The organism is Allobosea sp. Root670 (assembly GCF_001429415.1).
In the GTDB taxonomy this organism is placed as follows: domain Bacteria; phylum Pseudomonadota; class Alphaproteobacteria; order Rhizobiales; family Beijerinckiaceae; genus Allobosea; species Allobosea robiniae.
Genome location: NZ_LMJU01000017.1, coordinates 501,515 through 527,290 on the forward strand (window position 1 = coordinate 501,515; position 25,776 = coordinate 527,290).

At 66.7% G+C, this 25,776-nt stretch carries 24 protein-coding genes and 1 pseudogene; 13 read left to right on the forward strand and 12 right to left on the reverse strand.

Annotated elements, in window-relative coordinates; genetic code table 11:
- From ASE61_RS20415 to ASE61_RS20425, 3 genes are all read right to left on the reverse strand, one after another.
- Complete coding sequence (locus tag ASE61_RS20415) at window positions 1-819, reverse strand: carbohydrate ABC transporter permease (RefSeq protein ID WP_082617579.1); 819 nt, start codon at window positions 817-819, stop codon at window positions 1-3.
- A complete protein-coding gene (locus ASE61_RS20420; protein ID WP_061970010.1) occupies window positions 819-1,748 on the reverse strand; it encodes a carbohydrate ABC transporter permease in 930 nt (309 codons plus the stop codon). Before ASE61_RS20420 ends, ASE61_RS20415 begins: the two co-directional genes overlap by 1 nt.
- A gap of 134 nt (window positions 1,749-1,882) precedes the next feature.
- Window positions 1,883-3,220, reverse strand: a complete 1,338-nt coding sequence (locus ASE61_RS20425) for an ABC transporter substrate-binding protein (RefSeq protein WP_061970012.1) — start codon at window positions 3,218-3,220, stop codon at window positions 1,883-1,885.
- Window positions 3,221-3,421: 201 nt separating this feature from the next.
- Between ASE61_RS20425 and ASE61_RS20430 the strand changes: the two genes are divergently transcribed.
- The gene (locus tag ASE61_RS20430; protein ID WP_061970014.1) at window positions 3,422-4,282 is read left to right on the forward strand and encodes an amidohydrolase family protein; all 861 of its coding nucleotides are present in this window, start codon (window positions 3,422-3,424) and stop codon (window positions 4,280-4,282) included.
- Window positions 4,276-4,731: an RbsD/FucU family protein gene (locus tag ASE61_RS20435; protein ID WP_061970015.1), complete on the forward strand. Its 456-nt coding sequence runs from the start codon at window positions 4,276-4,278 to the stop codon at window positions 4,729-4,731. Before ASE61_RS20430 ends, ASE61_RS20435 begins: the two co-directional genes overlap by 7 nt.
- Window position 4,732: 1 nt before the next feature.
- Here the strand turns inward: ASE61_RS20435 and ASE61_RS20440 are convergent, their stop codons facing one another.
- On the reverse strand, window positions 4,733-4,993 hold the full coding sequence (locus ASE61_RS20440) for a hypothetical protein (protein WP_061970017.1): 261 nt from the start codon (window positions 4,991-4,993) through the stop codon (window positions 4,733-4,735).
- Here ASE61_RS20440 and ASE61_RS26645 point away from each other — a divergent pair.
- The gene (locus tag ASE61_RS26645) at window positions 4,986-5,510 is read left to right on the forward strand and encodes a hypothetical protein (RefSeq protein WP_156407173.1); all 525 of its coding nucleotides are present in this window, start codon (window positions 4,986-4,988) and stop codon (window positions 5,508-5,510) included. The two genes, ASE61_RS20440 and ASE61_RS26645, sit on opposite strands and share 8 nt — an antisense overlap.
- A gap of 838 nt (window positions 5,511-6,348) precedes the next feature.
- Here the strand turns inward: ASE61_RS26645 and ASE61_RS20450 are convergent.
- Window positions 6,349-7,326 (reverse strand): hypothetical protein, encoded by a 978-nt coding sequence (locus ASE61_RS20450; RefSeq protein WP_061970308.1) that lies wholly within the window; start codon window positions 7,324-7,326, stop codon window positions 6,349-6,351.
- On the reverse strand, window positions 7,326-7,901 hold the full coding sequence (locus ASE61_RS20455) for a DUF6932 family protein (RefSeq protein ID WP_244492933.1): 576 nt from the start codon (window positions 7,899-7,901) through the stop codon (window positions 7,326-7,328). Before ASE61_RS20455 ends, ASE61_RS20450 begins: the two co-directional genes overlap by 1 nt.
- Window positions 7,902-8,175: 274 nt before the next feature.
- On the opposite strand from ASE61_RS20455, the gene ASE61_RS20460 reads away from it, so the two are divergent.
- From ASE61_RS20460 to bla, 3 genes are all read left to right on the forward strand, one after another.
- Window positions 8,176-9,354, forward strand: a complete 1,179-nt coding sequence (locus ASE61_RS20460; RefSeq protein WP_061970022.1) for a phosphoserine transaminase — start codon at window positions 8,176-8,178, stop codon at window positions 9,352-9,354.
- 193 nt (window positions 9,355-9,547) lie between these two features.
- Window positions 9,548-11,137 (forward strand): phosphoglycerate dehydrogenase, encoded by a 1,590-nt coding sequence (gene serA / locus ASE61_RS20465; protein ID WP_061970024.1) that lies wholly within the window; start codon window positions 9,548-9,550, stop codon window positions 11,135-11,137.
- A gap of 69 nt (window positions 11,138-11,206) precedes the next feature.
- Entirely contained in the window at window positions 11,207-12,208 is a 1,002-nt protein-coding gene (bla, locus tag ASE61_RS20470) for a class A beta-lactamase (RefSeq protein WP_061970025.1), read from the forward strand.
- Between the two features lie 129 nt (window positions 12,209-12,337).
- On the opposite strand, the gene ASE61_RS20475 is transcribed toward bla, so the two are convergent.
- Window positions 12,338-13,276, reverse strand: a complete 939-nt coding sequence (locus ASE61_RS20475) for a DMT family transporter (protein ID WP_082617580.1) — start codon at window positions 13,274-13,276, stop codon at window positions 12,338-12,340.
- Window positions 13,277-13,359: 83 nt separating this feature from the next.
- Between ASE61_RS20475 and ASE61_RS20480 the strand changes: the two genes are divergently transcribed.
- The 4 genes from ASE61_RS20480 (at window position 13,360) to ASE61_RS20495 (ending at window position 17,417) form a co-directional block, all read left to right on the forward strand.
- On the forward strand, window positions 13,360-14,241 hold the full coding sequence (locus tag ASE61_RS20480; protein WP_244492934.1) for a type 1 glutamine amidotransferase: 882 nt from the start codon (window positions 13,360-13,362) through the stop codon (window positions 14,239-14,241).
- Window positions 14,242-14,355: 114 nt separating this feature from the next.
- The gene (locus tag ASE61_RS20485; RefSeq protein WP_061970028.1) at window positions 14,356-14,673 is read left to right on the forward strand and encodes a DMT family transporter; all 318 of its coding nucleotides are present in this window, start codon (window positions 14,356-14,358) and stop codon (window positions 14,671-14,673) included.
- 101 nt (window positions 14,674-14,774) lie between these two features.
- A complete protein-coding gene (locus ASE61_RS20490) occupies window positions 14,775-15,566 on the forward strand; it encodes a F0F1 ATP synthase subunit A (protein ID WP_082617581.1) in 792 nt (263 codons plus the stop codon).
- 144 nt (window positions 15,567-15,710) lie between these two features.
- Entirely contained in the window at window positions 15,711-17,417 is a 1,707-nt protein-coding gene (locus ASE61_RS20495; protein ID WP_162260129.1) for a mucoidy inhibitor MuiA family protein, read from the forward strand.
- A 15-nt stretch (window positions 17,418-17,432) separates the two neighbouring features.
- Here the strand turns inward: ASE61_RS20495 and ASE61_RS20500 are convergent, their stop codons facing one another.
- From ASE61_RS20500 to ASE61_RS27605, 4 genes and pseudogenes are all read right to left on the reverse strand, one after another.
- Window positions 17,433-18,017, reverse strand: coding sequence for a tyrosine phosphatase family protein (locus ASE61_RS20500; protein WP_061970033.1), 585 nt, complete (start codon window positions 18,015-18,017; stop codon window positions 17,433-17,435).
- Between the two features lie 123 nt (window positions 18,018-18,140).
- A partial coding sequence (locus ASE61_RS20505; RefSeq protein WP_244492935.1) for an amidohydrolase occupies window positions 18,141-19,172 on the reverse strand: 1,032 nt, incomplete at its 5' end.
- A 499-nt stretch (window positions 19,173-19,671) separates the two neighbouring features.
- Window positions 19,672-20,697, reverse strand: coding sequence for an amidohydrolase (locus tag ASE61_RS20510; RefSeq protein WP_082617583.1), 1,026 nt, complete (start codon window positions 20,695-20,697; stop codon window positions 19,672-19,674).
- A gap of 20 nt (window positions 20,698-20,717) precedes the next feature.
- Window positions 20,718-20,981: pseudogene (locus ASE61_RS27605) on the reverse strand (hypothetical protein); the annotation flags it as partial.
- Window positions 20,982-21,286: 305 nt separating this feature from the next.
- Between ASE61_RS27605 and ASE61_RS20515 the strand changes: the two are divergent.
- Both ASE61_RS20515 and ASE61_RS20520 read left to right on the forward strand, forming a co-directional pair.
- Entirely contained in the window at window positions 21,287-22,579 is a 1,293-nt protein-coding gene (locus ASE61_RS20515) for an adenylosuccinate synthase (RefSeq protein ID WP_061970036.1), read from the forward strand.
- A gap of 31 nt (window positions 22,580-22,610) precedes the next feature.
- Window positions 22,611-23,855, forward strand: a complete 1,245-nt coding sequence (locus ASE61_RS20520; protein ID WP_061970038.1) for a hypothetical protein — start codon at window positions 22,611-22,613, stop codon at window positions 23,853-23,855.
- Window positions 23,856-23,992: 137 nt separating this feature from the next.
- Here ASE61_RS20520 and ASE61_RS20525 read toward each other — a convergent pair whose 3' ends face one another.
- Window positions 23,993-24,940, reverse strand: coding sequence for a polyprenyl synthetase family protein (locus ASE61_RS20525; protein ID WP_061970039.1), 948 nt, complete (start codon window positions 24,938-24,940; stop codon window positions 23,993-23,995).
- Between the two features lie 127 nt (window positions 24,941-25,067).
- Here ASE61_RS20525 and mtgA point away from each other — a divergent pair, with 127 nt between their 5' ends.
- Window positions 25,068-25,736 (forward strand): monofunctional biosynthetic peptidoglycan transglycosylase, encoded by a 669-nt coding sequence (gene mtgA, locus ASE61_RS20530; RefSeq protein ID WP_082617585.1) that lies wholly within the window; start codon window positions 25,068-25,070, stop codon window positions 25,734-25,736.
- Window positions 25,737-25,776 lie beyond the last annotated feature (40 nt).

The window sequence follows — 25,776 nt, forward strand, 5'->3', positions numbered from 1 at the left end:
CTAGCCGTCCTTGAGGCCTCCGGCAGAGAGCCCGGCAACGATCTGGCGCTGGGCGATGACGGTGACCAGCAGCACGGGAAGCGTCACCAGCAGCGCCGCGGCAGCAAGCGGCCCCCAGGAGATCTGTTCGAAGGTCAGCGAATTGTAGACGGCCGAGGGCAGCGTCCGGCTCGCCTTGCCGCCGAGCACCACCGAGAAGATGAAGTTGTTCCAGGAGAAGATGAAGGCGAGGATGCCGCCGACGACGATGCCCGGTTTCGCCAGCGGCAGTGCGACATGGCGGAAGGCCTGCCAGGTCGTGGCACCGTCGATGCGCGAGGCATCCTCCAGCTCCATCGGCACGTTCTCGAAATACCCGATCATGATCCAGACGATGATCGGGATGGTGATGACGAGATGGGTGATGACCAGCGCCGTAATGGAACCCACCAATCCCGTGATCTGAAAGAGCAGGAAGAGCGGGATCAGGTAGGAAAGCGCTGGCGTCATCCGTGCGACCAGGATCAGCACCGCGAATTTATGCGCCTTGCCGCGCGCGATGCCGTAGCCGGCGGGCACGCCGACCAGCAAGCCGAGCAGAACCGCCCCGCCGGTGACCAGGATCGAATTCCAGAGATAAAGCCCGAAATTGTTCTGCGCGAAGACGTCGACATAGTTCTTCAGCGTCGGCGGATCGGGAATGAAGACCGGCGGGAAGGCGGTGTTGTCGAGCTCGTTCTTCAGCGACAGCGAGATCATCCAGAGGAAGACCAGCACCGCTGGCGAGACCAGCACGAACACCGAGGCCCAGAAGCCGAATTTCTTGAGCGCGCGGTTCATCACGCGTTCCACTTCGACTTCTGCCGCGCATAGAGCAGCAGCAGCGAGAGCATGATGATGATGACGAAGAAGATCACCACGACGGCCGAGGCGTAGCCGATCTTGTAGAACTGGAAGGCCTGCAGATAGAGGAAGATGTTCAGCGTCTCCGACGCCGTGCCCGGCCCGCCCTGCGTGATCACGAAGATCGTATCGAAGGCCTTCAGCGCATCGATGGTGCGGATCACGATCGCGACCATGATGAAGGGCCAGACCAGCGGCAGCGTGATGTGCCGGAACATGTGCCAATCATTGGCGCCGTCGATCAGCGCAGACTCGTAAGGTTCTCGCGGCAGCCCGGCCAACCCGCCGAGCACGATCAGCATGACCAGCGGCGTCCAGTGCCAGACCTCGACCAGGACCAGCGTCGGGATCACCGTCGACGACTCGTAGACCCAGCCGGAAGGCCCGATGCCGACGAGCGAGAGCAGGTAGTTGAGCACGCCGAGCTGCGGGTGGAACATCATCGTCCAGACCAGCGCGACCGCGACCGGCGTCGCCATCATCGGCATGACGAAGATCGTGCGCAGCACGCCCCGCATCGGAAATTCGCGATGGAAGACCAGCGCCGCCGCCGTGCCGAAGACGATCGGCAGCACCACCGCCAGCACCGTGAAGTAGAGCGTATGCCCCATCGACTCGATGAAGCGCTGGTCCTTCATCAGCTCGGCGAAGTTGCCGAGGCCGACAAACTCCACCCCGCCGCCGATCTTCCAGTCCTGCCCGGACATGTAGAGCGTGAACAGCCAGGGGAAGACGATCACCGCCGCGATCACCAGCACCGCCGGCAGAGAGAACAGCCAGTAGCGCGGCGTGAAATCCGCCGATGCCGCGGCCACGCTCGCTTGTGTCGTACTCGGCATGCTGGCTGGCAGGGACGTGCTGGTCATGCGGTCTGCTTCACTGGAAACCAATCGTCATGCTCGCCCTTGTGGCGAGCATCCACGTCTTGAACACAGCCTGCGATGCGGGAAGACGTGGCTGGCCGGGACAGGCCCGACCATGACGCTCCCGCTTCGCGCCCTCAGCCCTGCTCGCTCTTGGCGAGCACCGGCGCGAAGGTTTCGGTCGCTTTCTTGAGCTCGGCCGCGACATCCGCTCCGCCGATCATGTTGGTGAGCCCCACGCCGAACACGTCGCGGAACTCGGTCACCGGCACGATCTGCGGCAGGCCGGCCCGCGCGATCTTGGCCGAGGCCAGCAGGCACTCGAAATACTGCTTGCCGAACTTGGAGCTCGCGATCGTCTCGGTGTCCAGATAGGCCGAGGAACGGCCAGGCGCGCCGGCGCCGGCCTTGAGCATGGCGATCTGGTTCTTCTTGTTGGTCATGAACTGGAGATAGAGCCAGGCCGCCTCCTTCTTCGAGGAGCCGCGCGAAATGCCCATGCCGTCGGCGAACATGCCGGCGTGATGCGCCTTCGGCCCCGGCGGCGTCACGCCGTAGCCGACCTTGCCGACAATGCGTGACTTGGACGGGTCCTCCAGCGGTGTGGCGAAGCCGATGCCGTCGAGCCACATCGCGGCGCGGCCCTGCATGAAGCTGGTCTGGCACTCGTTCCAGTTGAAGCCGACCTGACCGACAGGGCCGGTCTCCTTGTTGAGCTTGCGATAGAGTTCCGCCGCCCAGATCGCTTCCGGCGTATCGGTGAGCAGCTTGCCCTCGGGCGAAACCGTCTCCATGCCCTGGCCGAGCATCAGCGAGGTCCAGACGGGGACGTTGGCGTTCTTCAGGCCGCGCGAGACGAAGCCGGCGACGCCCTTCGCGGGGTCATGCAGCTTCTGCGCGGCGGTGAACATCTCGTCCATCGTCTTGGGATAGGCGACGCCCTTCGCGTCGAAGAGCTCCTTGTTGTAGTAGATCATCCAGTAATCGACGAAGAACGGAATCGTATCGAGCGCCCCGTCGGCCTGGCGCGCATAGGCGACCGGGCCGGCGCCGAAATCGGCGAAATCGAAATCCGGCGCGGTCAGCGACGCGTTCTTGATGTAGGGATCGAGGTTCTCGAACCACTTGCCCTTGGCCGCCATGCGCTTCTGGACGTGCAGCGAGATGCCGCTGACGTCGAAGCTCGGCTTGCCCGAGGCGAATTCGATCACCGCTTTCTGGCGCTGCTGCTGCTCCGGCACCTGCTCGGCCGAGACCTTGATGCCGGTGAGCTCGGTGAACTCCTTCTCCGCCGCCTGCATCAGGTCAGAGCGCGGGTTCTTGACCAGCAGCACGTCGATCGTCTGGCCGGAGAACTTCTTCCAGTCGAACGCCCCTTGCGCCTGCGCCTTGCGCAGCACGAAGGGCGAGGCGATCGCGGCGGCGCCGCCGGCCAGCAGGACACGACGGGTCGGCTTGAGAAGATGGTCGGTCATCGGCGTCCTCCCCAGGACTTGAACACGGCCCGTTTCGGGCCTTTGATGGCGCGCGGATCACGAGGCGGAACGCCACCTCCCGCTTCCGCGATCGGGCTGGACGCTAATCTCCTTTCGGGCCGGTTGCAAGCTAACATGTTGGCGTGCACATAGTAGTGTCACATCTCCCCTGCCGCCGCCGAACCGCCGCGAGAGCCGCCCGTGACGAGCCCGCCCCGCATCGATTCCCACCAGCATTTCTGGCGCCTCGCCCGCGGCGACTATGGCTGGCTGACGCCGGCGCTCGGCCCCATCCATCGTGATTTCGAACCTGCCGACCTCGCCCCGCTGCTGGCGCAGCACGACATCGCATCGACCATCCTCGTCCAGGCCGCACCGACCGAGGCCGAGACGCATCACCTGCTCGCTATCGCCGCCGCCACGCCCTTCGTCGCTGGCGTCGTCGGCTGGACGGATTTCGAGGCTCCCGACGCCCCCGCCCGCATCGCAGCCCTATCCGCCGATCCGCTGCTCGTGGGATTGCGCCCCATGGCGCAGGACATCCCCGATCCCGACTGGCTCGCGAAGCCCGCCCTCGCCCCCGCCTTCGCGGCGCTGAAAGAGCATGGCCTCGTCTTCGACGCGCTGGTGAAGCCGCCGCAGATCCCCGCACTCCTCGCGCTGCTGGAGCGCGAGACGGAACTGCCCGTCATCATCGACCACGGCGCCAAGCCGGATCTCACCGGCGCCGACCTCTCCGCTTGGCGCGGCGGCATCGCGGCGCTGGCGGCGAGGCCGAACACCACCTGCAAACTCTCCGGCCTCGTCACCGAGGCTGCGCCCGGCTGGCGCGAGGCGACGCTGGCGCCGGCCGTCGCGCAGCTGCTGGCCTGTTTCGGGCCGCAGCGTCTGCTCTGGGGCAGCGACTGGCCGGTCGCTACGCTTGCCGCCAGCTACGACCAATGGCTTGCCGCCACTGAGCGCCTCACCGCGACGCTCACTGAGCCCGAACGCGCCGCGATCTTCGGCGGCAACGCAGCCCGCATCTACCTGACGAAGAGGGGCCGTCGCCCGTCATGCTGAAAAATCTCGACCCCGTCCTCTCCGCCGACCTGCTCTGGGTGCTCGCCGCGATGGGCCATGGCGACGACCTCGCGCTGGTCGATGCCAACCACCCGGCGCAGACCATCGCCAGCGCCACCACCAGCGGGCGCCTGATCCGCCTGCCCGGCCTGACGATGCAGCGCGCCGCCCGCGCCATCCTCTCGGTGCTGCCGATCGACGATTTCGAGCCCGCACCGCTCCGGCGCATGGAAGTGGTCGGCGATGCCGCCGCGATCCCCGATGTCCAGCGCGCGGTCCAGTCCGAAATCGACAAGGCGCTCGGCCGCCCCACGCCGCTCGCTCGCCTCGAGCGCTTCGCCTTCTACGATCAGGCGCGGCGGGCTTTCGCCGTGGTGCAGGTCGGCGATCCCCGTCCCTATGGCTGCTTCCTGCTGCGCAAGGGCGTCATCGCCGGCGAGCCGGGCTAGCTCACGAACCCTTGGCGACGGCCTGCTTCAGCCGCGCGACAGCCTCTGCCGCGCCAGACCGGACCGTGACCTCCAGCGTCGGCGCCTCGCGCTCGATCATCTCGATCAGCGTCTCCGGCGTGATCTCGGCCCGCTGCTGGGTCAGCTTCAGCACGGCATTGGCGATGATATTGGGCCAGTACGCCGCCCCGCCCTTGGCCAGCCCCTTGGCCTTGCGGCCCTCGAATTCCTGGGCGAGCTGTTCGGGGGTCTTCTTGGCCATGGTCTCTTCACCTCAAAGCAATTCCAGCAAAAGTGCGAAGCGGTTTTGCGTCCGGAATTGCGTCAAATCAGAAAATGAGAGCTTTGCAGGCGAACGGTGTTCGCCTGCAAAGCTCTCGTGGATCGAGCCGCTGCCTATCACGAAATGCGCAGCCCTGCCTGCCCTCTTCGACCGCACTGCCCTGCCCGCGCATCGGGCCTGCGACAATCGCATTTGCAAGCAGGCGCGACGCAAGGCAGGAGCGGCGCCCGAGGCGAAGCCTGTGATGCGGCCGCCCGTTCAGGACCAGACCATGCCCCGCCTCGCCTTACTCGCCGCTCTCGCCGGCCTTTTCCTCGCCACGCCCGCCGCCGCTCGGATCACCGACCGGGAGCAGAGCTGTGCCGACTGGCTGAAATCCGGCGCCCACCGCAAGAGCGAATACTCAGCCCCCGTCGCGAACAAGATCAGGGCCTTCTGCGCCGCCAATCCGAAGATGAAGGCGATCGACGCCGAAATGACGATGACGGGGGATTGAGCGGAAACGTTACGCTCCCGGTCATGGTCGCCCTTGTGGCGACCATCCATGTCTTCGCCGATGCAGGTCGTGTTCAAGACGTGGATGCTCGGGACAAGCCCGAGCATGACGGCCGGTTTCCGTGCATGCATCTTCGCCGCCCGCGTTGCCGCGTTCGTTGATCGATGAGGGGCAGCGGAGCGCCGCGAGGCGCAGGTTATCTAAGCCGCTTCCATTGAGCCAGGATGCGGCGCGGATGGATTGAGCCACCATCCGCACGCCCCGTGGCGCTCCGCTCGACGGCGTTCTTAAGTCTCCGGGCCGCGCTTATACGGCAGGGCGTTTCGCTGACCTGAGGGCCTCGACGCTATCCGGCAGAGACGCTTGCGCGATCTCCTTTGTCTCGTGCAGCGGATGATCCCGAAAAGGGCCAAGCCGTTTTCGGTCCGATGCCGGCCTTGTCGCGTCCTGGCCCCGCAGATGCGGTGCCGCCATGCCTTCCAGCGAGCTCCTCGCACAGGGGCCGTAGTACCCCCAGGGCGGTGCCCCGAAGCCTCCCGGGAGTGGGTCGTAACCCCACCCGCAGGCGCCGCCCCCGCCCCGCCAACGGCATACCTCCGGATGGCTGCCCCTCGGGGACGAGGTGGGGTGAGGATAGGTGCGGTGTGGGAGGGCGGGGATAAGTTTGGCGACGGCAGCGGCCCGCGCGTCCACAGGCCTCAGCACGGTATTGGCGAGCCTATTGTGCCGGAACGCCTCTCTGCCTTTTGCCCGCCCATAGCGCCACGGCGCTCGAATTCGCGGGCGAGCTGTTCAGGGAGCAGCGCATCGGATTCCGTGAACGCGTCAGGCAGGCCAATCAGTAAGCAGTCAACGTGCTTGAAATGGGCTCCAACGTTTCCATTATGCGCTGTTCTTTGGTCAGCACACCGTTCTTGCTGGTGCGCACGACCTTGACCCTGGCACGGCCCGGCTTGTGAAGCAGTCGTTCAACGAATGCCGGATCAAGCGTATATTTGGTGGCAAGATCTTCAGCAACGTCCCCGCGGATCGTCGGCCCATCTTCGCCAGCAATTTTAAACTCGAACTCGAGCTTTTCTGGCAGCAGCCCCTGAAGCACGCCATCGACGGTTTCAACGTCTTCTGAGACCTCGACCTCGTTAAGCCGTTTGGAGAGCCTATCGACATCCGCGATACCCATAGTCAATTCGTTCTGGTCGCCGGCAATCCGCGTGCTCGCCCCAGCCTCAAACAGCACCTTCGTGAATTTTTGGATCGCTTGAACGACACGAGGTTCAGCTTCCAAGACAATACGCTGAAATTCATCCTCTTCAGCACTATTCAAGCGCCCAAGGAGAGCAGTTGTACTTTCAACAGCCTCCTTAAGTTTGGTAGGAAGCAGCTCGGCCTGTTCTGCACGCTCTTCCAGGACAAAACCCATGGACCCGCGCACGATATCGCGGATGTAAAGACTGCTGCTACGACGCCCCGGGAGGCGCCCGCGACGTGGCAGCGCGGCGTGATCTCCTGCAGCTTGGCGTTCTTGCTCGGCAAGGCGCGCGGCGACCAATTTCTGGAAAGTGGTGAGCGCATCTGTGGTGAAGTCGACGCGGATGTCCGTCGAGCTGATCACCGGATTGCCTTCGAAAATCAGTGCAACAGACGCATAGCTAGAGCTCGATGCTGCTAGCTCGTCTATCTGCCGTGTGATTTCAGCAAGGCGATTCTGCCACATCATCAGCGCAGTTCCCCAAGGGTCCTGCTGAGCGTCTGCTAGCTGCCGCTCGACGTAATATCTATCGGCTTCGAGAACTTTCAGCGAATGGAGCGTAGCCATCATGGGCCTCCAATCGTCGCAAGTGCTGCCTGATCTCCAGCAGCGTCCAAGGGGACTGCCACGAAACCCTTCCAGTCGTGGTTTGCACGACGGTGCGAGAACAAGCTGTACCAATACAGAAGTTGCTTCAGCAGAGCCGCAGGTCGACTAGCGTCGAACATCATCGCATAGCAATCGAGTGAGAAACGAGCCTTGTTCTTTGCCTGATCAATAATTTCTGTCTGCCAGAACGTAACGCCGGCAGCATTCCACGCAGCTAGATTCCCAACGTATTTCGCCGGCGGCGACAGGATGCTAAAAACATCGATATCAGTCGGGTTTCTCGATTCGATCTGCTCGATGTTCTCAACAAAACTGCCATCGACGAACTGGAGCCCGTCTGCATAATCGTCAGTCGCAAGCAGCGCTCTGTAAGCGATCAGGTTACGAAGTAGCTGCTTCCGATGGTCGCTTGTTCCTAGCGTAGCGCATAGCTCCGACATGTCGCAAAAATAGGGCGACCGATCCGCGGTCACTGGATCCCCACCTTTGAACGGCGGCAACAACCCTCGTAAATCAAACGGCGGCAAAGCCATGCGATCCCCCACATGCCGACGCTGACCATACGATACGGCAAGGCACTTAAATCAGGTAAATGTCGAACGAGGTCAGGATTTCGCTGCTGCAGCGATCTGTCATTAACCGCATGATAGGCCAGTGTCCGGCGAAGCACTCTTGTAATCCATCAGTAGGGGCTCGCGTAGCGTGACCGCTTCTCCCGCTTGACTCCCCCCGCCCTCCCATCCTACCCCCATCGACGGGACACGCCCCCCCAACGGGGCGCGCCCATCTGTAAGGATGGAGACATCGATGGCGAATACCGTTCCGAACACGCGCCCGCGCGTGCCTAATTTCTCGTCCGGCCCCTGCGCCAAGCGCCCCGGCTGGGCCCTCAAGAACCTCTCCGACGCCCCGCTCGGCCGCTCGCATCGCGCCAAGATCGGCAAGGACAAGCTGAAAGCTGCGATCGACCTGACGCGCGAGGTGCTGCAGGTCCCCGCCGATTACCGCATCGGCATCGTGCCGGCCTCCGATACCGGTGCCGTCGAGATGGCGCTCTGGTCCTTGCTCGGCGCCCGCGGCGTCGACATGGTCAGCTGGGAAAGTTTTGGCGCCGGCTGGGTCACCGATGTCGTCAAGCAGCTCAAGCTCGCCGATGTCCGCACTTTCGACGCCCCCTATGGCGAATTGCCGAACCTCAAGAAGGTCGACACCAAGAACCGCGACGTCGTCTTCACCTGGAACGGCACCACCTCCGGCGTGCGCGTCGTCGATGCGAGCTGGATCGCCGATGATCGCGAGGGGCTGACGATCTGCGACGCCACCTCCGCCGCCTTCGCCCAGCGCCTCGACTGGCCGAAGCTCGATGTCGTCACCTTCTCCTGGCAGAAGGTGCTCGGCGGCGAGGCCGCGCATGGCATGATCGTGCTTTCGCCGCGCGCCGTCGCCCGGCTCGAAACCTACAAGCCGGCCTGGCCGCTGCCGAAGATCTTCCGCATGACCTCGGGCGGCAAGCTGATCGAGGGCATCTTCACCGGCGAGACCATCAACACCCCCTCCATGCTCGCGGTCGAGGACTATATCGACGCGCTGGAATGGGCCCGGAAGGTCGGCGGGCTCGACGGCCTGGTGAAGCGCGCCGACGGCAATGCCCGCGTCATCGCCAAGTTCGTGCGCGAGAACGACTGGATCGACTTCCTCGCGGTGAAGCCGAAGACGCGCTCCAACACGAGCGTGTGCCTGAAGTTTACCGATCCGGCCGTGACCGCCCTGCCGGCGGACGCGCAGGCAGCCTTCGCCAAGCAGGTCGTCTCGATCATCGAGAAGGCCGGCGCCGGCTACGACCTCGGCCATTACCGCGACGCTCCTCCCGGCCTGCGCATCTGGTGCGGCGCGACCGTCCAGTCGCGCGATGTCAAGGCGCTGCTGCCCTGGATCGCCTATGCCTTCGCCGAGGCGAAGGCGGGGCTCGGCAAGAAGGCGGCGTAAGCGCTTTACACCCACGCGCCGTCATCCCGGACAAGCCACGCAAGTGGCGCAGATCCGGGATCCATGCCTGAACCGTTCCGGCATGGATCCCGGGTCTCCCTCCGGTCGCCCGGGATGACCCGCGCATTTCCAATTCATTGATGTCACGCGCCAGACCGCTCCCTGTGTAGCGCGGCGCCAGCCGGAGCCTCCCATGCCCGCACCCAAGGTCCTGATTTCCGACGCCCTCTCCCCCGCCGCCGTCCAGATCTTTAGGGATCGCGGCATCGACGTGACCTTCGATCCCAACCTCGGCAAGGACAAGGACAAGCTGGCCAGCGTCATCGGCGATTATGACGGCCTCGCCATCCGCTCGGCCACCAAGGCGACCGCCAAGCTGCTGGAGCAGGCGACGAACCTCAAGGTCATCGGCCGCGCCGGCATCGGCGTCGACAATGTCGAGATCCCTGCCGCGACCGCGCGCGGCGTGATCGTGATGAACACGCCCTTCGGCAACTCGATCACCACTGCCGAGCACGCCATCGCCATGATGTTCGCGCTCGCCCGCCAGATCCCCTCGGCCGATACCTCGACCCAGGCCGGGAAGTGGGAGAAGAACCGCTTCATGGGCGTCGAGATCACGGCCAAGACGCTCGGCCTGATCGGCGCCGGCAATATCGGCTCGATCGTCGCCGAGCGCGCCATCGGCCTGAAGATGCGCGTCATCGCCTATGACCCCTATCTCTCGCCGGAACGCGCGGTCGCGCTCGGCGTCGAGAAGGTCGAGCTCGAAGACCTGCTGAAGCGCGCCGACTTCATCACGCTGCACGTCCCGATGACCGAGAAGACGAAGAACATTCTCTCGGCCGAGAACCTGGCCAAGACCAGGAAGGGCGTGCGCATCATCAACTGCGCCCGCGGTGGCCTCGTCGACGAGCAGGCGCTGGCCGACCTCATCAAGTCCGGCCATGTCGCCGGTGCCGCCTTCGACGTGTTCTCGCAGGAGCCGGCCGAGCAGAACCCGCTCTTCGGCCTCGACAACGTCGTCTGCACGCCGCATCTCGGCGCCTCCACCAACGAGGCACAGGAGAATGTCGCGCTGCAGGTCGCCGAGCAGATGAGTGACTACCTGCTCAAGGGCGCGATCACCAACGCCGTCAACTTCCCCTCGATCACGGCGGAAGAAGCGCCGCGCGTGAAGCCTTTCGTCGATCTCGCCGAAAAGCTCGGCTCCTTCCTCGGCCAGCTGACGGAAGCGCCGGTCAAGGGCATCCGCATCGAGTACGAGGGCGCGGTCGCGAGCCTCAACCTCAAGGCGATCTCGGCTGCCGCGATCACCGGCGTGCTCAGGCCCTTCCTGCCCGAGATCAACATGGTCAACTCGGCCATGGTGGCGAAGGAGAAGGGCATCGTCGTCGAGGAACTGACCCGCGAGGTCGCCGGCAATCTCGAAAGCGTCATCCGCATCGTCGTCGAGGCCGAGGACATGCCGCGCCATGCCTCGGGCACGGTCTTCCATGACGGCAAGCCGCGCATCGTCGAGGTCCGCGACATCGCCATCGATGCCGAATTCGCGCCGCACATGCTCTACGTCCGCAACGCCGACAAGCCGGGCTTCATCGGCCAGTTCGGCTCGCTGCTCGGCGGCGCCGGCGTCAATGTCGCGACCTTCGCGCTCGGCCGCGACAAGCCCGGCGGCGACGCGATCTGCTATGTCGCGGTCGACGAGCCGATCTCGGATGAACTGCTCGACAAGATCCACGCGATCCCGATGGTCAAGCGGGCCCGGCGCCTCAAGTTCTGATCCGCCGGTCCCGCGCCCCAGCGCCGCCGCAATTCTCGTCCCCTGTGGTGCGCGCCACAGGGGATTTTCATGTCTGCCCGCCTTCGCCTCGCCGCCACAGCCCTCGCCTGCCTGACGGCCGTCCCGGCCCTCGCCGACTGGGACCGCGACAAGCTCGACAAGGCGATCGAGGGCATCGAGCAGCAGGCCGAGGGCCGGCTCGGCGTCGCCTTGATGGACCTGCGCGACCGCAAGCTCTGGTCGCATCGCGGCTCCGAGACTTTTCCGATGCAGAGCGTCTTCAAGCTGCCATTGGCGGTCGCCGTGCTGCAGCAGGTGGAGGCCGGCAAGTTCAGGCTCGACCAGCCGATCACGGTCACCCGCAAGGATTTCTCGCTGTTCCACAGCCCGCTGGCCAAGGCCTTCAAGGGCGAGCGCAACGACTATCCGCTGCGCGAGCTGATCCGGCTCGCGGCCGGCGAGAGCGACAACACCGCCGCCGACCTGCTGATGCGCGAGATCGGCGGCCCGCAGGTGGTGACGAAGATGCTGCGCGACGGCGGCATCCAGGGCATGTCGGTCGATCGCTACGAGCGCCAGTTCCAGCCGGAGATCTACGGGCTCAAGGGCTTCGGCTGGGATCAGGTCGTCGACGAGAAGGCGTTCCGGGCCGAGCTCAAGGCGATGCGGCCGCGCCTGCGCATCGCCGCCCTGTCGAACGCGCTCAAGGACAAGCGCGACGCTTCGACGCCCGAGGCGAGCGCGCAGTTCCTGGAGGCCTTCGCCAAGGGCAATTGGCTGCGCGACCCCGCGCATGCCGCCTTGCTGACGCAGATCATCACCGAGACCAAGGTTGGCGCCGATCGCATCAAGGCGGGACTGCCAGCGGGCTCACGGCTCGCCCACCGCACCGGCGCCGGGCTGACGACGGATGGAATCAACCACGCCACCAACGATATCGGCATCGCGACGCTGCCGGACGGCCGGCGCTTCGTCATCGTGACCTATCTCGCGGGTTCCCGCGCCGATGCCAAGGAGCGGGAGGCGGCTCTGGCGGATGTCGCGCGGCTCGCGGTTTCAGCGCTGCGCTGACGGACGCCGAGGGACCCACGTCATGCTCGCCCTCGTGGCGGGCATCCACGTCTTGACCACATCCTTCGGCCAGCAAAGACGTGGATGGTCGGGACAAGCCCGACCATGACGACCGTGTTGGCTACCGCCCTACCGCCCCAGCCGCTCGGCGATGAAGATGCCGCCGAGCACCAGCACCAGCGCCAGCGCGTGATAGAGCCCGAAGGGCTCGCCGATGATCAGCACGGCCAGGATCGGCGCGAAGACCGGCACGAGATTGACGAAGACGCCGGCCCGGCCGGGCCCGATCAGTTCGATCGCCCGCATGAAGGAAAGCTGCGAGACCATCGAGGGGAAGATCACCGTGAAGGCGAGGATCAGCCAGCCCTGCGTCGTCGGGATATAGGAACGTCCCAGCGCGATCTCGGTCGCGAGCAGCGGCAGCGACGCGACGCAGGCGAAGCTCGCCATCGCTATGAAGAAGACGAGGCCCGGCACCGGCGGCCGCTTGCGGACGCCGACGGTGAAGCCGGCATAGAGCACGCAGGCGATGATCATCAGCACGTCGCCCGGCACGAAACGAAAGGCCGTCAGGGTATGGATGTCGCCGCGGCTCGCGGTGACCACGACGCCGAGCAGCGTGACCGCGACGCCGATCCCCTGCATCAGGGTGATCCGGGTGCGGAACACCAGGAAGGCGCCCATCAGCACGAAGACCGGGATCGAGCCTTGCAGGATGCCGATATTGATCGCGCTGGTCGAATAGGCTGCGAGATACATCAGCGTGTTGAAGGTGGTGAAACCGAGCGCACCGAGCAAGGCGATCAGCCGCCAATGCGCCCGCAGCGCCGGCCAATGCGTCCGTAACTGGTCGCGCAGCAGCCAGGGCATGATCGCGCAGACCGCCACCCAGCGCAGCGAGGTCAGCATCATCGGCGAGATGTTGCCGACGGCGAGCCGGCTCGCCACGGCATTGCCGGCCCACATCAACGTGGTCAGCACCATCAGCAGGTAAGCATTGCCCCAGGCGCGTTGCAGCCAGGTCTGGGTGGGGTGCACGTTTCGGCCCTGTTGCGAGAAAGGGCTCATGCAATACCCTTGCGTGTACCCCGCTCATATGAGATCGGGCGCACACCTGCCCGTCGCCCTGCGCATCCCTGCGGAATATCCCGATGATCGAAACTAGCGCCCGCCCGCTCCGCCTGCTCTTCGTCGACGGCAACATGCACGAGACACGCGAAGGGCTGCGCAAGGCTTACGGCATGGCCTATGGCGAGGCCTATGCGGCCGAGATCGCGGCAATCGCGCCGGGCATCGTCTCCGATATCTGCCTGCCGGCCGACGAGGGGGCCAACCTGCCGGACAGTGCCGGGCTCGAATCCTATGACGGCATCTTCCTGACCGGTTCCGCCCTGCACATCTACGACATCACCCCGCCCGTGACCCGGCAGGTCGAACTGATGCGGGCGATCTATGCCAGCGGCACACCCTGCTTCGGCTCCTGCTGGGGCGTGCAGGTCGGTTCCGTCGCAGCCGGCGGCACCGTCACCGCCAATCCCAAGGGCCGGGAGACCGGCTTCGCCCGCCGGATCACGCCGACCGAGGCAGGCCGCGGCCACAGGCTGCTCGCCAGCCGCCCGGCCGCCTTCGATGCCCCGGCGATCCATCTCGACACCGTCGCGCTGCCCGCGCATGGCACGACGATCCTCGCCTCCAACGCCTACAGCCAGGTCCAGGCCGCCGAGATCAAACACAATGGCGGCACCTTCTGGGGCGTGCAGTACCATCCCGAATTCTCGCTCAAGCAGATGGCCGCGATCCTCGGCCGCATGGTGCCGCTGCTGATCGAGGAAGGCTTCCGCAACGACGAAGCTTCGGCAAAGGCCTGGCTCGACGATCTGCGCACGCTCGACGCCGATCCGGACCGGCAGGATGTCGCCTGGGCGCATGGCCTCGACCGCGAGGTGCTCGATGCCGGGCGCCGCGTCACCGAGCTCCGCAACTTCATGGAACATCGGGTCAAGCCGCACGCCAGCGCGCGCGGACGCGCCTGAGCCGTGACCTTGCCATGACGCTGGGCGATCGCTAGATCAGCACCCGCGAGGCCACGACCTCCCCCAACCTGGGACATGTGCCGGGACGACCCGGCAAACCATGGGGGACCCGCTATGGCGTGGCTCTATCTTCTTTCTGCAGGCGTACTCGAGATCGTCTGGGCTTTCACCATGAAGCAGTCGGACGGCTTCACGCGCCCGATGCCCACCGTGATCACCATCGTCACGATGATCGGCAGCTTCGCCCTGCTCTCGCTGGCGATGCGCTCGCTGCCGCTCGGCACGGCCTATACGATCTGGACCGGCATCGGCGCGGTCGGCGCCTTCGTCGTCGGCGTGACCGTGCTCGGCGAGGCGCTGACGCCGATGCGCATCGCCGCCGCCCTGCTGATCGTCTCGGGCCTCGTCATGATGAAGCTCTCGGCGAGCTGACAGCCGCTCTTGCCAAAACGGCCGGCGCCTTCTAGGCAGGCCGCGCCTCGGGACGACCCGCGGCCTTCGTGAACTCACAGGGGACGGCCCCACGACGCGGAATGCTCCGCGGCGTCGCGCAACCCCGTGAGCGGAGGCCCCTCGCCGTGGCCAATCCCAGTGACCAGTTCATCGTCAAGACCCTCGTGCCGTTGCGAGTCGGCGGGCTCGATCTCGGCTTCACCAACGCGTCCCTGATGATGGTTCTCGCCACCGCCGCGATCGCCGGCGGGCTGATTCTGGCGACGCGCTCGCGCGCCATCGTCCCCGGCCGCGCCCAGGCGCTGGCGGAGATGCTCTACGAATTCGTCGCGAAGACGCTGACCGACGCGACCGGGCGCGAGGGCATGCGCTTCCTGCCGCTGATCTTCTCGCTCTTCATGTTCGTGCTGGTGCTCAACCTGTTCGGCATGATCCCAGGCGCCTTCACCGTCACCAGCCATATCGTCGTGACCTTCGCGCTCGCCATGCTGGTGATGGCGACCGTCGTCGGTTACGGCGTGCTGCGCCATGGCTTCGGCTTCCTCAGGCTCTTCGTGCCCTCCGACGTGCCGAAATGGCTCCTCCCCTTCATCACGCTGATCGAGGTCGTCTCCTTCCTGTCGCGGCCGATCTCGCTGAGCCTGCGCCTCTTCGCCAACCTGCTCGGCGGCCATATCGCACTTAAGGTCTTCGGCAGCTTCGTCGCGGCGCTGCTCGCGGCTGGCGTCAGCACCTCGTTGCTGGCGCCGCTGCCGCTGCTGATGACGGTCGCGCTCACGGCGTTCGAATTCATGGTCGCGGTGCTGCAGGCCTATGTCTTCACCGTGCTCGCCTGCATCTATCTGAACGATGCGCTGCATCCGGGCCATTGAGTTGCCGGATCGCTCCTGCAAATGCAGGACGCTTCCGGCGCATCCCCCGCCTATCCGCATTCCGGCCCAATTCCGCCTTGGGCACGCCGAATTCGGCAGCGCCAATCACGGCGACGTGATTGCGACCTGGAGGGGATGATTTCGATGCGAAGCCATATTGCCGCAGCCTTGTTTCTCGCACCCGGCCTCGCCGTCGCAGCCGAGACCGAATTGTCGAGCCGGATCGACCGCGTCACGGTCTTTCCGGACGGGGCGGTGGTGACTCGGCTCGGCAAGGCCGACCTGCTGCAGGGCGTCTCGCAGATCGTGCTGCGCGGCCTGCCGGCGACGATCGACCCCGCCTCCATTCGCGTGGAGGGCAAGGGCTTGGCGCAAGGACTGGGTGACGGGGCCTTCTCGGTCGGCGCGGTCGATGTCCGCATTACGCCGGGCGATGCCAAGCCCGTGCTCGACACGGTGATGGAAGAGAAGCTCAAGACGCTGCGCGACGAGAAGGAGAAGCTCTCCGGCCAGATCGGCGCGATCGAAGCGAAGCGCGCCACGATCGAGCGCTTCGCGCAGGTCGGCCCCGACAAGCTCGGCCCCGACGGCAAGGCCCTGCCCGTCGGCGACTGGCCGGCGGTGTTCGAGGCGATCGGCACCGCACTGGTCAAGGTCCAGGACGAATTGCGCGGCACCCGCAACCGCCTCTCCGATGTCGAGGCCGAGATTGCCGCACTGGAGCGCGCCCGCCCGCCGGCCGGCCGCCCCGGTGCGCCGAAGCGCGACATCGCCATCGCCGTCGAGGCGCCGCAGCCGGTCGCGGCCGAGTTCACCGTCACTTATCGCGTTACCGGCGCGAACTGGACGCCGACCTACGAGGCGCGACTGACGACGACCGGCGAGAAGCCGGAAATCGCCCTGACGCGCCGCGCCGAGATTCGCCAGCGCAGCGGCGAGGCCTGGGACGATGTCGCGCTTTCGCTCTCGACCACGCGCGCGACGGGGGGCACCCGCGCGCCGGAACTGACGCCGATGCAGGTGGCCTTCTTCGAGCCGCCGGTGGTCTATGAAAGCCGCCCGCGCGTCAGCGCCGCGCCTGCTCCGACGGCCGGCCGTGCCAAGGCGGAAGCCGAGGCCATGGCGGACGCGTTGGCCAAGCAATCACAGCGCGCCGTCACGGCCAAGCCTGCCGAAATCCAGGTCGCCACCATCGAGGCCGGTGCCTATCAGGCGAATTTCCAGGTGCCCGGCCGCGCCTCGATTCCGCAGGACGGCAGCTCCAAGACGGTGACGCTGACCCAGCGCAAGACAGAGGCGACGCTCGCCGCCCGCACCGTGCCGGAGCTCGAGCAGAAGGCCTATCTCGAAGCCGGCTTCGTCCATGACGAGGAGGCGCCGCTTCTCGCCGGCCGCGTCGCGCTGCATCGCGACGGCACCTATGTCGGCATGGGCCAGTTCAATCTGGTCGCACCCGGCGACAAGGTCGAGCTCGGCTTCGGCGCCGACGACCGCATCAAGGTCTCGTTCGCGCCGGTAAAGCGCCGCGAGAACGATCCGAGCTGGCTCGGCCAGACCCGCACCGACCTGCGCGAATTCCGCACGGTGGTGAAGAGCCTGCATGCGAAGCCGGTCAAGGTCACCGTGCTGGAGCGCATCCCCTTCTCGGAGAGCAGCGGAATCACGGTCGAAACCATCGCCGCCCAGACCACCCCGCCGACCGAGAAGCAGGTCGGCGACCGCCGCGGCGTCGCCGCCTGGACCTTCGATCTCGCCCCTGGCGCCGAGAAGGAGATCAAGCTCGCGTACCGCATCAAATGGCCCGGCGACCGCGAACTCTCCTACGAAGAGCAGCCGCTGCCGGGGAAGTGAGCCGGCAGCCTTCGCTCAGAGCGTGAGCCCCATCTCGATCTCGCGCTTGCGGCCGAGATCGTTCATCCAGGTCCGGTATTTCGGCTGCATCTCGAGCTGGTGGGCGTAGTGCCGCCGCAGCGCCTGCGTCAGCCGGCCGCCGCGGCCGAGCTGCTCGTCGGCGAAGCCGATCATCACCGAGTTCGGCCAGGCCTGCGGCCGGATCTCGCGCAGGCGGGCGAACAACGCATCCTCGTCCTCGGCCGCATCGGCCTGCGCCATCAGCGTCATCATCGCCGCGGTCGAGCGCGAGATGCCCATATGGCAATGCACCAGCAGATGGCCCTTGACGCGGCCGGACGCGGTCCCGCGCAGGCCCTCGCCGAAATTCAGGATCTCGCCGACATGCTCCGGCGTCGGCATGATCTGGCCGGGGAGCGGATCGATGATGTCGTGGAAGCGCAGCGTGACGCGATGATGCTCGCCATAGGTTCCGAAGGCATCGATCTCGGCCCGGTCGGGATCGATCACCGAGAGCACATGCGTCACCTCGCGGGCGCTGTTGCCGGGCAGTTCCTCGATGCCGCAGATCGTCAGGGTCGAGATGGACAGGGTCTTCATGGCGCGCCTCCGCTGCGAAGCCCGCCGCGTAGCGCTCTTGCGCCGGCTATACAACCACCGGGGATGACGGGCTGCCCTGCATGATTGCAGCCGGCCCCTGAGGGCCGGCCACGATGATCGTGATCAGGCGGCCTTGGCCTGCCCGAGTTCCTGATCGACGACGCCGACCCAGTAGCGCACGCCGTCCGGGATGATTTCGTCGTTGAAGTCGTAGAGCGGCGTATGCAGGCCGGCAGAGCTGCCATCCGGATCGACGCCGTTGCCGATGAACATGAAGGCGCCGGGTCGCTCCAGCATCATCTCGGCGAAGTCCTCGCCGCCCGTGCTCGGCGGAAGCTTGTCCTCGACACGCTCGGCGCCAGCCGCCGCGCTCGCCGCAGCGACGCCGACCGCGACCTGCTCGGCCGCGTTGATCAGCGGGCTGGTGCCACGACGGTAGAAGGCTTCCGCCTTGCAGCCCCAGGCTTGGGCGGTGGCCGCCGCGAGCTCGGCGATGCGGCGCTCGACGATGTCGCGCACCTCAAGCGAGTAGGTGCGGGCCGTGCCGCCGATGACAAGCTCGGACGGAATCACGTTCGAGGCGTTGACGTCGCCGCCATGGATGTAGCCGACGCTGATCACCGCCGTGTCGAGCGGGGGGACGTTACGGCCGACAATGCCTTGCAGGCCGAGCACGAAATGCGCCTGCGCATAGGTGATGTCGGTGGAAAGATGCGGTTGCGAGCCGCCATGGCCGCCGACGCCACGGAAGGTGACCTTCCAGCTATCAGCCGCCGCCAAGAACGGGCCGACCGCGGTGCCGAAGTTGCCGGGCGCCATGCCGGGCACGTTGTGCAGCCCATAGATCGCGTCGCAGGGGAAGCGCTCGAACAGCTTGTCGGCGAGCATCGCGTTGGCGCCACCACGACCTTCCTCGGCCGGCTGGAAGATAAGGTTGACGGTGCCGGCGAAGTCGCGGTTCTCGGCGAGGTAGCGCGCCGCCGCGAGCAACATCGTGGTGTGCCCGTCATGGCCGCAGGCATGCATCCGGCCCGGGTTCTTCGAGGAATAGGGCAGGTTCGTCGTCTCATCGAGCGCCAGGCAATCCATGTCGGCGCGCAGGCCGACCGCACGGCCCGGCTTGTTGCCGCGGATCACGCCGACGACGCCGGTCTTNTTCGTCGTCTCATCGAGCGCCAGGCAATCCATGTCGGCGCGCAGGCCGACCGCACGGCCCGGCTTGTTGCCGCGGATCACGCCGACGACGCCGGTCTTACCGACATTCTCGGTAACCTCGACGCCCCATTCACGCAGCTTGTCGGCGACGAGCTTGGCCGTGCGGACTTCTTCGAGGCCGAGTTCGGGATGGGCATGGATGTCGCGGCGGATCGCGGTGAACGCAGCGTGATGCTGGCCGAGCCAGGCGTCGAGCTTGGTCATGATCGGTGCTTTCCCTCTCCTGCAGCATCGGGAACGTGAGCTCAGAGGATGTCCCGACCCGCTGCATAGCGCAGAATTTTTCGAAATACGTCGAACGCTCGGCCAGCCGCCCCGGCCGAAACAGTGCGGGCCATCCGAATAGAGCGAAGCCTGGATCGGCCCCCGTGTCGAATGGCCGGGGATCGTCCACGCCTCCGGTCGCTCGGAGCGACCGGAGGCGTGGAAAGACCGGGCGCTACTCCGCCGCGACGGCGCGCAGGCCCTGTCCGAGTTCCTGGTCGACGACGCCGACCCAGTAGCGCACGCCGTCCGGGATGATCGCGTCGTTGAAGTCGTAGAGCGGCGTATGCAGGCCGACGAAGGAGCCGTCCGGGTTGACGCCGTTGCCGATGCGCATGAACGCGCCCGGACGCACCAGCATCATCTCGGCGAAATCCTCGCCGCCCGTGCCCGGCCGCAGCTGGCCGTTGACCTTCTCGGCACCGACAGCCGCCGACGCCGCGGCAACGCCGACGCGCACCTGCTCGGCCTCGTTCACCAGCGGGCTGGTGCCGCGATGGTAATAGGCTTCGGCCTTGCAACCCCAGGCCTGCGCCGTCGCCGCTGCGAGCTCGCCGATGCGACGCTCGACGAGATCGCGCACTTCCATGGAATAGGTCCGCGCCGTGCCCCCGATGACGAGCTCGGAGGGGATGACGTTCGAGGCGTTGACGTCGCCGCCATGGATATAGCCGACGCTGATCACCGCCGTGTCGAGCGGGGCGACGTTGCGGCCGATGATGCCTTGCAGGCCGAGCACGAAATGCGCCTGGGCATAGGTGATATCGGTCGAGCGATGCGGCTGCGAGCCGCCATGGCCGCCGACGCCGTGGAAGGTGACCTTCCACGAGTCAGCCGCCGCCAGGAACGGGCCGACCGTGGTGCCGAAGGTGCCGGGCGCCATGCCAGGCGTGTTGTGCAGGCCGTAGATCGCGTCGCAGGGGAAGCGCTCGAACAGCTTGTCGGCGAGCATCGCGTTGGCGCCGCCGCGGCCTTCCTCGGCCGGCTGGAAGATCAGGTTGACGGTGCCCTCGAAATCCCGGTTCTCGGCAAGGTAGCGCCCGGCCGCGAGCAGCATCGTGGTGTGCCCGTCATGGCCGCAGGCATGCATTCGGCCCGGGTTCTTCGAGGAATAGGGCAGGTTCGTCGTCTCATCGAGCGCCAGGCAATCCATGTCGGCGCGCAGGCCGACCGCACGGCCCGGCTTGTTGCCGCGGATCACGCCGACGACGCCGGTCTTANGTTCGTCGTCTCATCGAGCGCCAGGCAATCCATGTCGGCGCGCAGGCCGACCGCACGGCCCGGCTTGTTGCCGCGGATCACGCCGACGACGCCGGTCTTGCCGACATTCTCGGTGACCTCGACGCCCCATTCACGCAGCTTGTCGGCGACGAGCTTGGCCGTGCGGACCTCTTCGAGGCCGAGTTCGGGATGAGCGTGGATGTCGCGGCGGATCGCGGTGAAGGCGGCATGGTGCTGGCCGAGCCAGGCATCGAGCTTCGTCATGGTCGGTGAAATCCCCTCTTCTTGCGGCCTGCGGCGGCATGGCCCCTCCATCGCCGCCCGCTGGCCCATAGCCCTTACGCCCGATTGTGGCAGCATCACTGCGCAGATGCTGCAGACCCGCCATGCTCAGGCAGTTTATCCCCTCGGATCACGGCCCGGCCTGCCGAAAAACTTGACCTGCGGACCGTGTTGGCCCATGAGGGCTTGCAAGGACCTGCCCCGAAACCCCGGCCTTGCGCCGGGGTTTTGCATTTGCGCGGGCCGCTTGCAGAAGGCAACGCGGTAACAGCAGGGACACCTCGCTCATGGCGAATGTTGTGGTGGTCGGCGCCCAGTGGGGCGACGAGGGCAAGGGCAAGATCGTCGACTGGCTTTCCAGCCAGGCCGATGTCGTCGTCAGGTTCCAGGGCGGCCATAATGCCGGCCACACCCTGGTCATCGATGGCGTCGTCTACAAGCTCTCGCTGCTGCCCTCCGGCATCGTCCGCACCGGCAAGCTCTCGGTCATCGGCAACGGCGTCGTCGTCGATCCCTGGCATCTCGTCGAGGAGATCGCCAAGCTGCGCGCGCAAGGCGTCGCGATCACCCCCGACAACCTGCGCATCGCCGACAATGCGACGCTGATCCTGCCGCTGCACCGCGAGCTCGACCATTTCCGCGAGACCTCGAATGCCGGCATGAAGATCGGCACGACCAAGCGCGGCATCGGCCCGGCCTATGAGGACAAGGTCGGCCGCCGCGCCATCCGCGTCATCGACCTCAAGGACGAGGCGCTGCTCGAAGCCAAGATCGAGCGCCTGCTCGCCCATCACAACGCCCTGCGCCGGGGTCTCGGCATCGGCGAGGTCGATGCGGCGGAACTGCTCGGCCAGCTCAAGGCGATCGCCCCGGACGTGCTGCCCTATGCGACCTCGGTCTGGGCGCTGCTCGATGCCGAGCGCCGCGCCGGCAAGCGCATCCTGTTCGAGGGTGCGCAGGGCGCGCTGCTCGATGTCGACCACGGCACCTATCCCTTCGTCACCTCATCCAACATCGTCGCCGGCCAGGCCGCGACCGGCTCCGGCATGGGCCCCTCCGCGGTCGGCTATGTGCTGGGCATCGCCAAGGCCTACACCACGCGCGTCGGCGAAGGCCCCTTCCCGACCGAGCTCTTCGACGAGATCGGCGAATTGATCGGCACCAAGGGCAAGGAATTCGGCGTCGTCACCGGCCGTAAGCGCCGCTGCGGCTGGTTCGACGCCTGCCTCGTGCGCCAGACGGTCAAGACCTCCGGCATCGACGGCATCGCGCTGACCAAGCTGGACATCCTCGACGGCTTCAAGGAGATCAAGGTCTGCGTCGGCTACAGGCTCGACGGCCAGGTTCTCGAGCATCTGCCGGCCGGCCAGAACGACCAGGCCCGCGTCGAACCGATCTACGAGACCATCGAGGGCTGGGAAGGCTCCACCGCCAATGCCCGCTCCTGGGCCGACCTGCCGGCACAGGCGATCAAGTACGTTCGCCGCATCGAGGAGCTGATCGGCGCCACCGTCGCGGTGCTCTCCACCAGCCCCGAGCGCGACGATACGATCCTCGTCCATAATCCCTTCGAGGGTTGACGCGGCGCAACAACAGCGACAAGTGAGGCCAATGGCCGACTTCTATCCGATCCTGGCACGTGCGGTTGCCGGGCTGTCCGAAACCTCCCCGGAGGCCCGGCGCGCCATCTACGACCGGGCGCGGGCCGCCCTGGTCTCGCAGCTGCGTGGCCTCGACCCGCCCTTGAGCGAAGCCGAGATCATGCGCGAGCGCCTGTCGCTCGACGAGGCCGTCGCCCGGATTGAGGCGGATTACGACGAGGCTCCCGCGCCGCCGCCGGCAGCGGGCGGCCCGGTGATCCGTACCGTCGAGAATCCAACGCTGCCGATCCGCCCGCCGACGCCGAAGAAGGCGCCGGAATTCGCGCCGCTCCCCGCCGCCGCGGGTGAGGACGACGGCGAGCCCCTGCCCGAGCCGGCCGAGCCGCAGGCCGCCCGGCCGCGGGTGCTGCCGCCGCGCGAACGACGGGTGAAGCCCGGCCATATCCGCTCCGCCGTCGTCGGCGGCGTCGTGGCGGTTGCGGTCGCCGCCATCGCCGCCACGGCCATCTATGTCCACAAGCTCCGGCCTCAGGACACGCCGCGCCCGAACAGCGAAACGGCATCGCAGCCGGCGCAAGCCCCCCAGTCCGACAATGGCGGCAAGATCGCCGAGCGCGTCGGCGAGCCCGGCGCCCCGCCGCAGAACCGCCCGGCCGGCAGCCAGCCGAACAACGCGCCCGGCATCCCCGTGCCGCAGCCCGGCGGTGAGGTCGCGGTCGCACAGCGCGCCGTCCTCTTCGTCGAAGTGCCTGAGACCCCGCAGCAGCCGCAGACCACGAGCGGCCGCGTGTTCTGGCGCCTCGACAGCGAGAGCGCCGGCCAGGGCCGGCCGATCGAGACTATCGTCCGTGCGACCGTCGAGATTCCCGATGTCGGCCTGAGTCTCGACTTCACCATCCGCCGCAATACTGATTCGGCTTTCCCGGCCTCGCATATCATCGGCCTGCGCTTCACCAGCACCGGCGATCCGGCGACCCAGACCGTCAAGGAAGTCGGCGTTCCCCAGTTCAAGAGCGAGGAAGGCGAGCGCGGCGCGCCGCTCTCGGCGATCAACTCGGCGCTGGGTGACAATCTCTTCGTGGCGGCGCTGTCGAACGTGCCGGTCGAGGTCGAGCGCAATACCGACCTGATCCTGAGTCGCAGCTGGATCGACGTGCCTGTGCGCTTCGCCTCCGGCCGCCGCGGCATCATCACCTTTGAGAAGGGCGTCTCCGGCAGCCAGACGCTCGCCGACGCCTTCGGCCGCTGGCGGTAGAAGCAGCACTCGGCCTTCATGGTCGGGCTTGTCCCGACCATCCACGTCTTCATCGATGCCATGCAGTGTTCAAGACGTGGATGCTCGCCACAAGGGCGAGCATGACGGCATGCTTCCTTAGAATTGCCGATTCAGGCTCAGCTCTTCCGCTCGGCCGCAAACCGCGCCGCAGCCCGGAGCACACCCGCATCCGGGCCGAAGCCCGCGAGTGCTTCCACGGCCTCCGCGCTCAACCGGTCGCGCTCGCGCTTGGCCCCGGTGAGGCCGAGCGCGCCGACAAGCGTCCCCTTGCCCTTGTCCGCGTCCTTGGCCGTCGCCTTGCCCATCTGCGCGGCGTCCGATTCGACGTCGAGGATGTCGTCGGCGATCTGGAAGGTCGCGCCCAGCGCCCGGCCATAGCGGCCGAGCGCGGCCAGCGCCGCCGCGTCCGCGCCGCCGAGCCGCGCGCCGATCTCGACGCTTGCCGCCAGCAGTGCCCCGGTCTTCATCGCCTGGAGCCGGCGAATCTCCGCCTCCGGAAGCGCGCCGCGCACGGCCTCGAAGCGTCCTTCGGCAGCCAGATCGAACATCTGGCCACCGACCATGCCCCCACAGCCGGAAGCCCGCGCGAGGCTTGTCACCAGCGCCGCCCGCACCGCACCGGATTCATGCGTGGCCTCGTCGGCCAGCACCTCGAAGGCGAGCGTCAGCAGCGCGTCGCCGGCAAGGATCGCCGTCGCCTCGTCGAAGGCCTTGTGCACGGTCGGCCGGCCGCGGCGCAGGTCGTCGTCATCCATCGCCGGCAGGTCGTCATGGACCAGCGAATAGCAATGCAGCAATTCGACTGCGGCCCCCGCCCGCCTGGCCTGCTCCACCGGAACGCCCAGGAACCTTGCCGTCTCGGCTGTCAGGAAAGGCCGCAGCCGCTTGCCGCCGCCAAGCACACCATGCCGCATCGCGGCGAGAAGGCGCGGCGGGCGCGCGATCTCGCCCACAGCCGGAGCATTGGACAGAAGCGCCTCCAGCAGCGCCTCGATGGCGGCTGCATTCTGCGCCAGCCGGGCATCGAGATCGCCGGGATGGACCGAAGGGGGGACGGAACTCATGCGCGGATCTCGCGTTCGCTGCCGGAAGGGGGGCCTTGCCGGACGTTCGCCACATCGTCAAGCTGCGCCGCCTCGGCTCGGGCCGTCATGCCCGGGGCGATCGCGTGGCGTGGGAGGGTGAAGCAAGGTGCTGGGTAGGATTCTCGGCCTGTGCTTCCGGCTCGCCCTCTGGCTGCTCCTCGCCCTTGCGGCGTTGATCCTGCTCTACCGGTTCGTGCCGGTGCCCTCGACCCTGATGCTCGGCCGCTGGCTGGTGCTGAAGCCGGTCGAGCGCGACTGGGTGCCGCTCGACCAGATCTCGCCGCATCTCGTCAAAGCCGTCATCGCCTCGGAAGACCAGCGCTTCTGCAGCCATGGCGGCGTCGACTGGGTCGAGCTCAACAAGGTGCTGGAGAACGAGGACGGGCCGAGCCGCGGCGCCTCGACCCTGACCATGCAGACCGCCAAGAACGTCTTCCTCTGGCCAGGCCGCTCCTATATCCGCAAGGGCATGGAGATCCCGCTCGCGATCGCCATCGACCTCGCCTGGTCGAAGCCGCGTGTCATCGAGGTCTATCTCAACATCGCCGAATGGGGCGACGGCCTGTTCGGGGCCGAGGCCGCGGCGCAGCGCTATTTCCGCAAATCCGCCGCGCGCCTGACGCCGGCCGAGGCCGCCCGGCTCGCCGGCGCCCTGCCCAATCCGCTCCTGCGCAATCCCGCCAAGCCGAATCGGGCGCTGCAATCGGCCGCCGGCCGCAGCCTGCGCCAGCTCCGCCAGCTCGGATCGCTGGGCGATTGCGCCCTCCCCGGTTGATCCAGGCTCGGCCGGCGAATAAATCCGGATTCGGCACTAG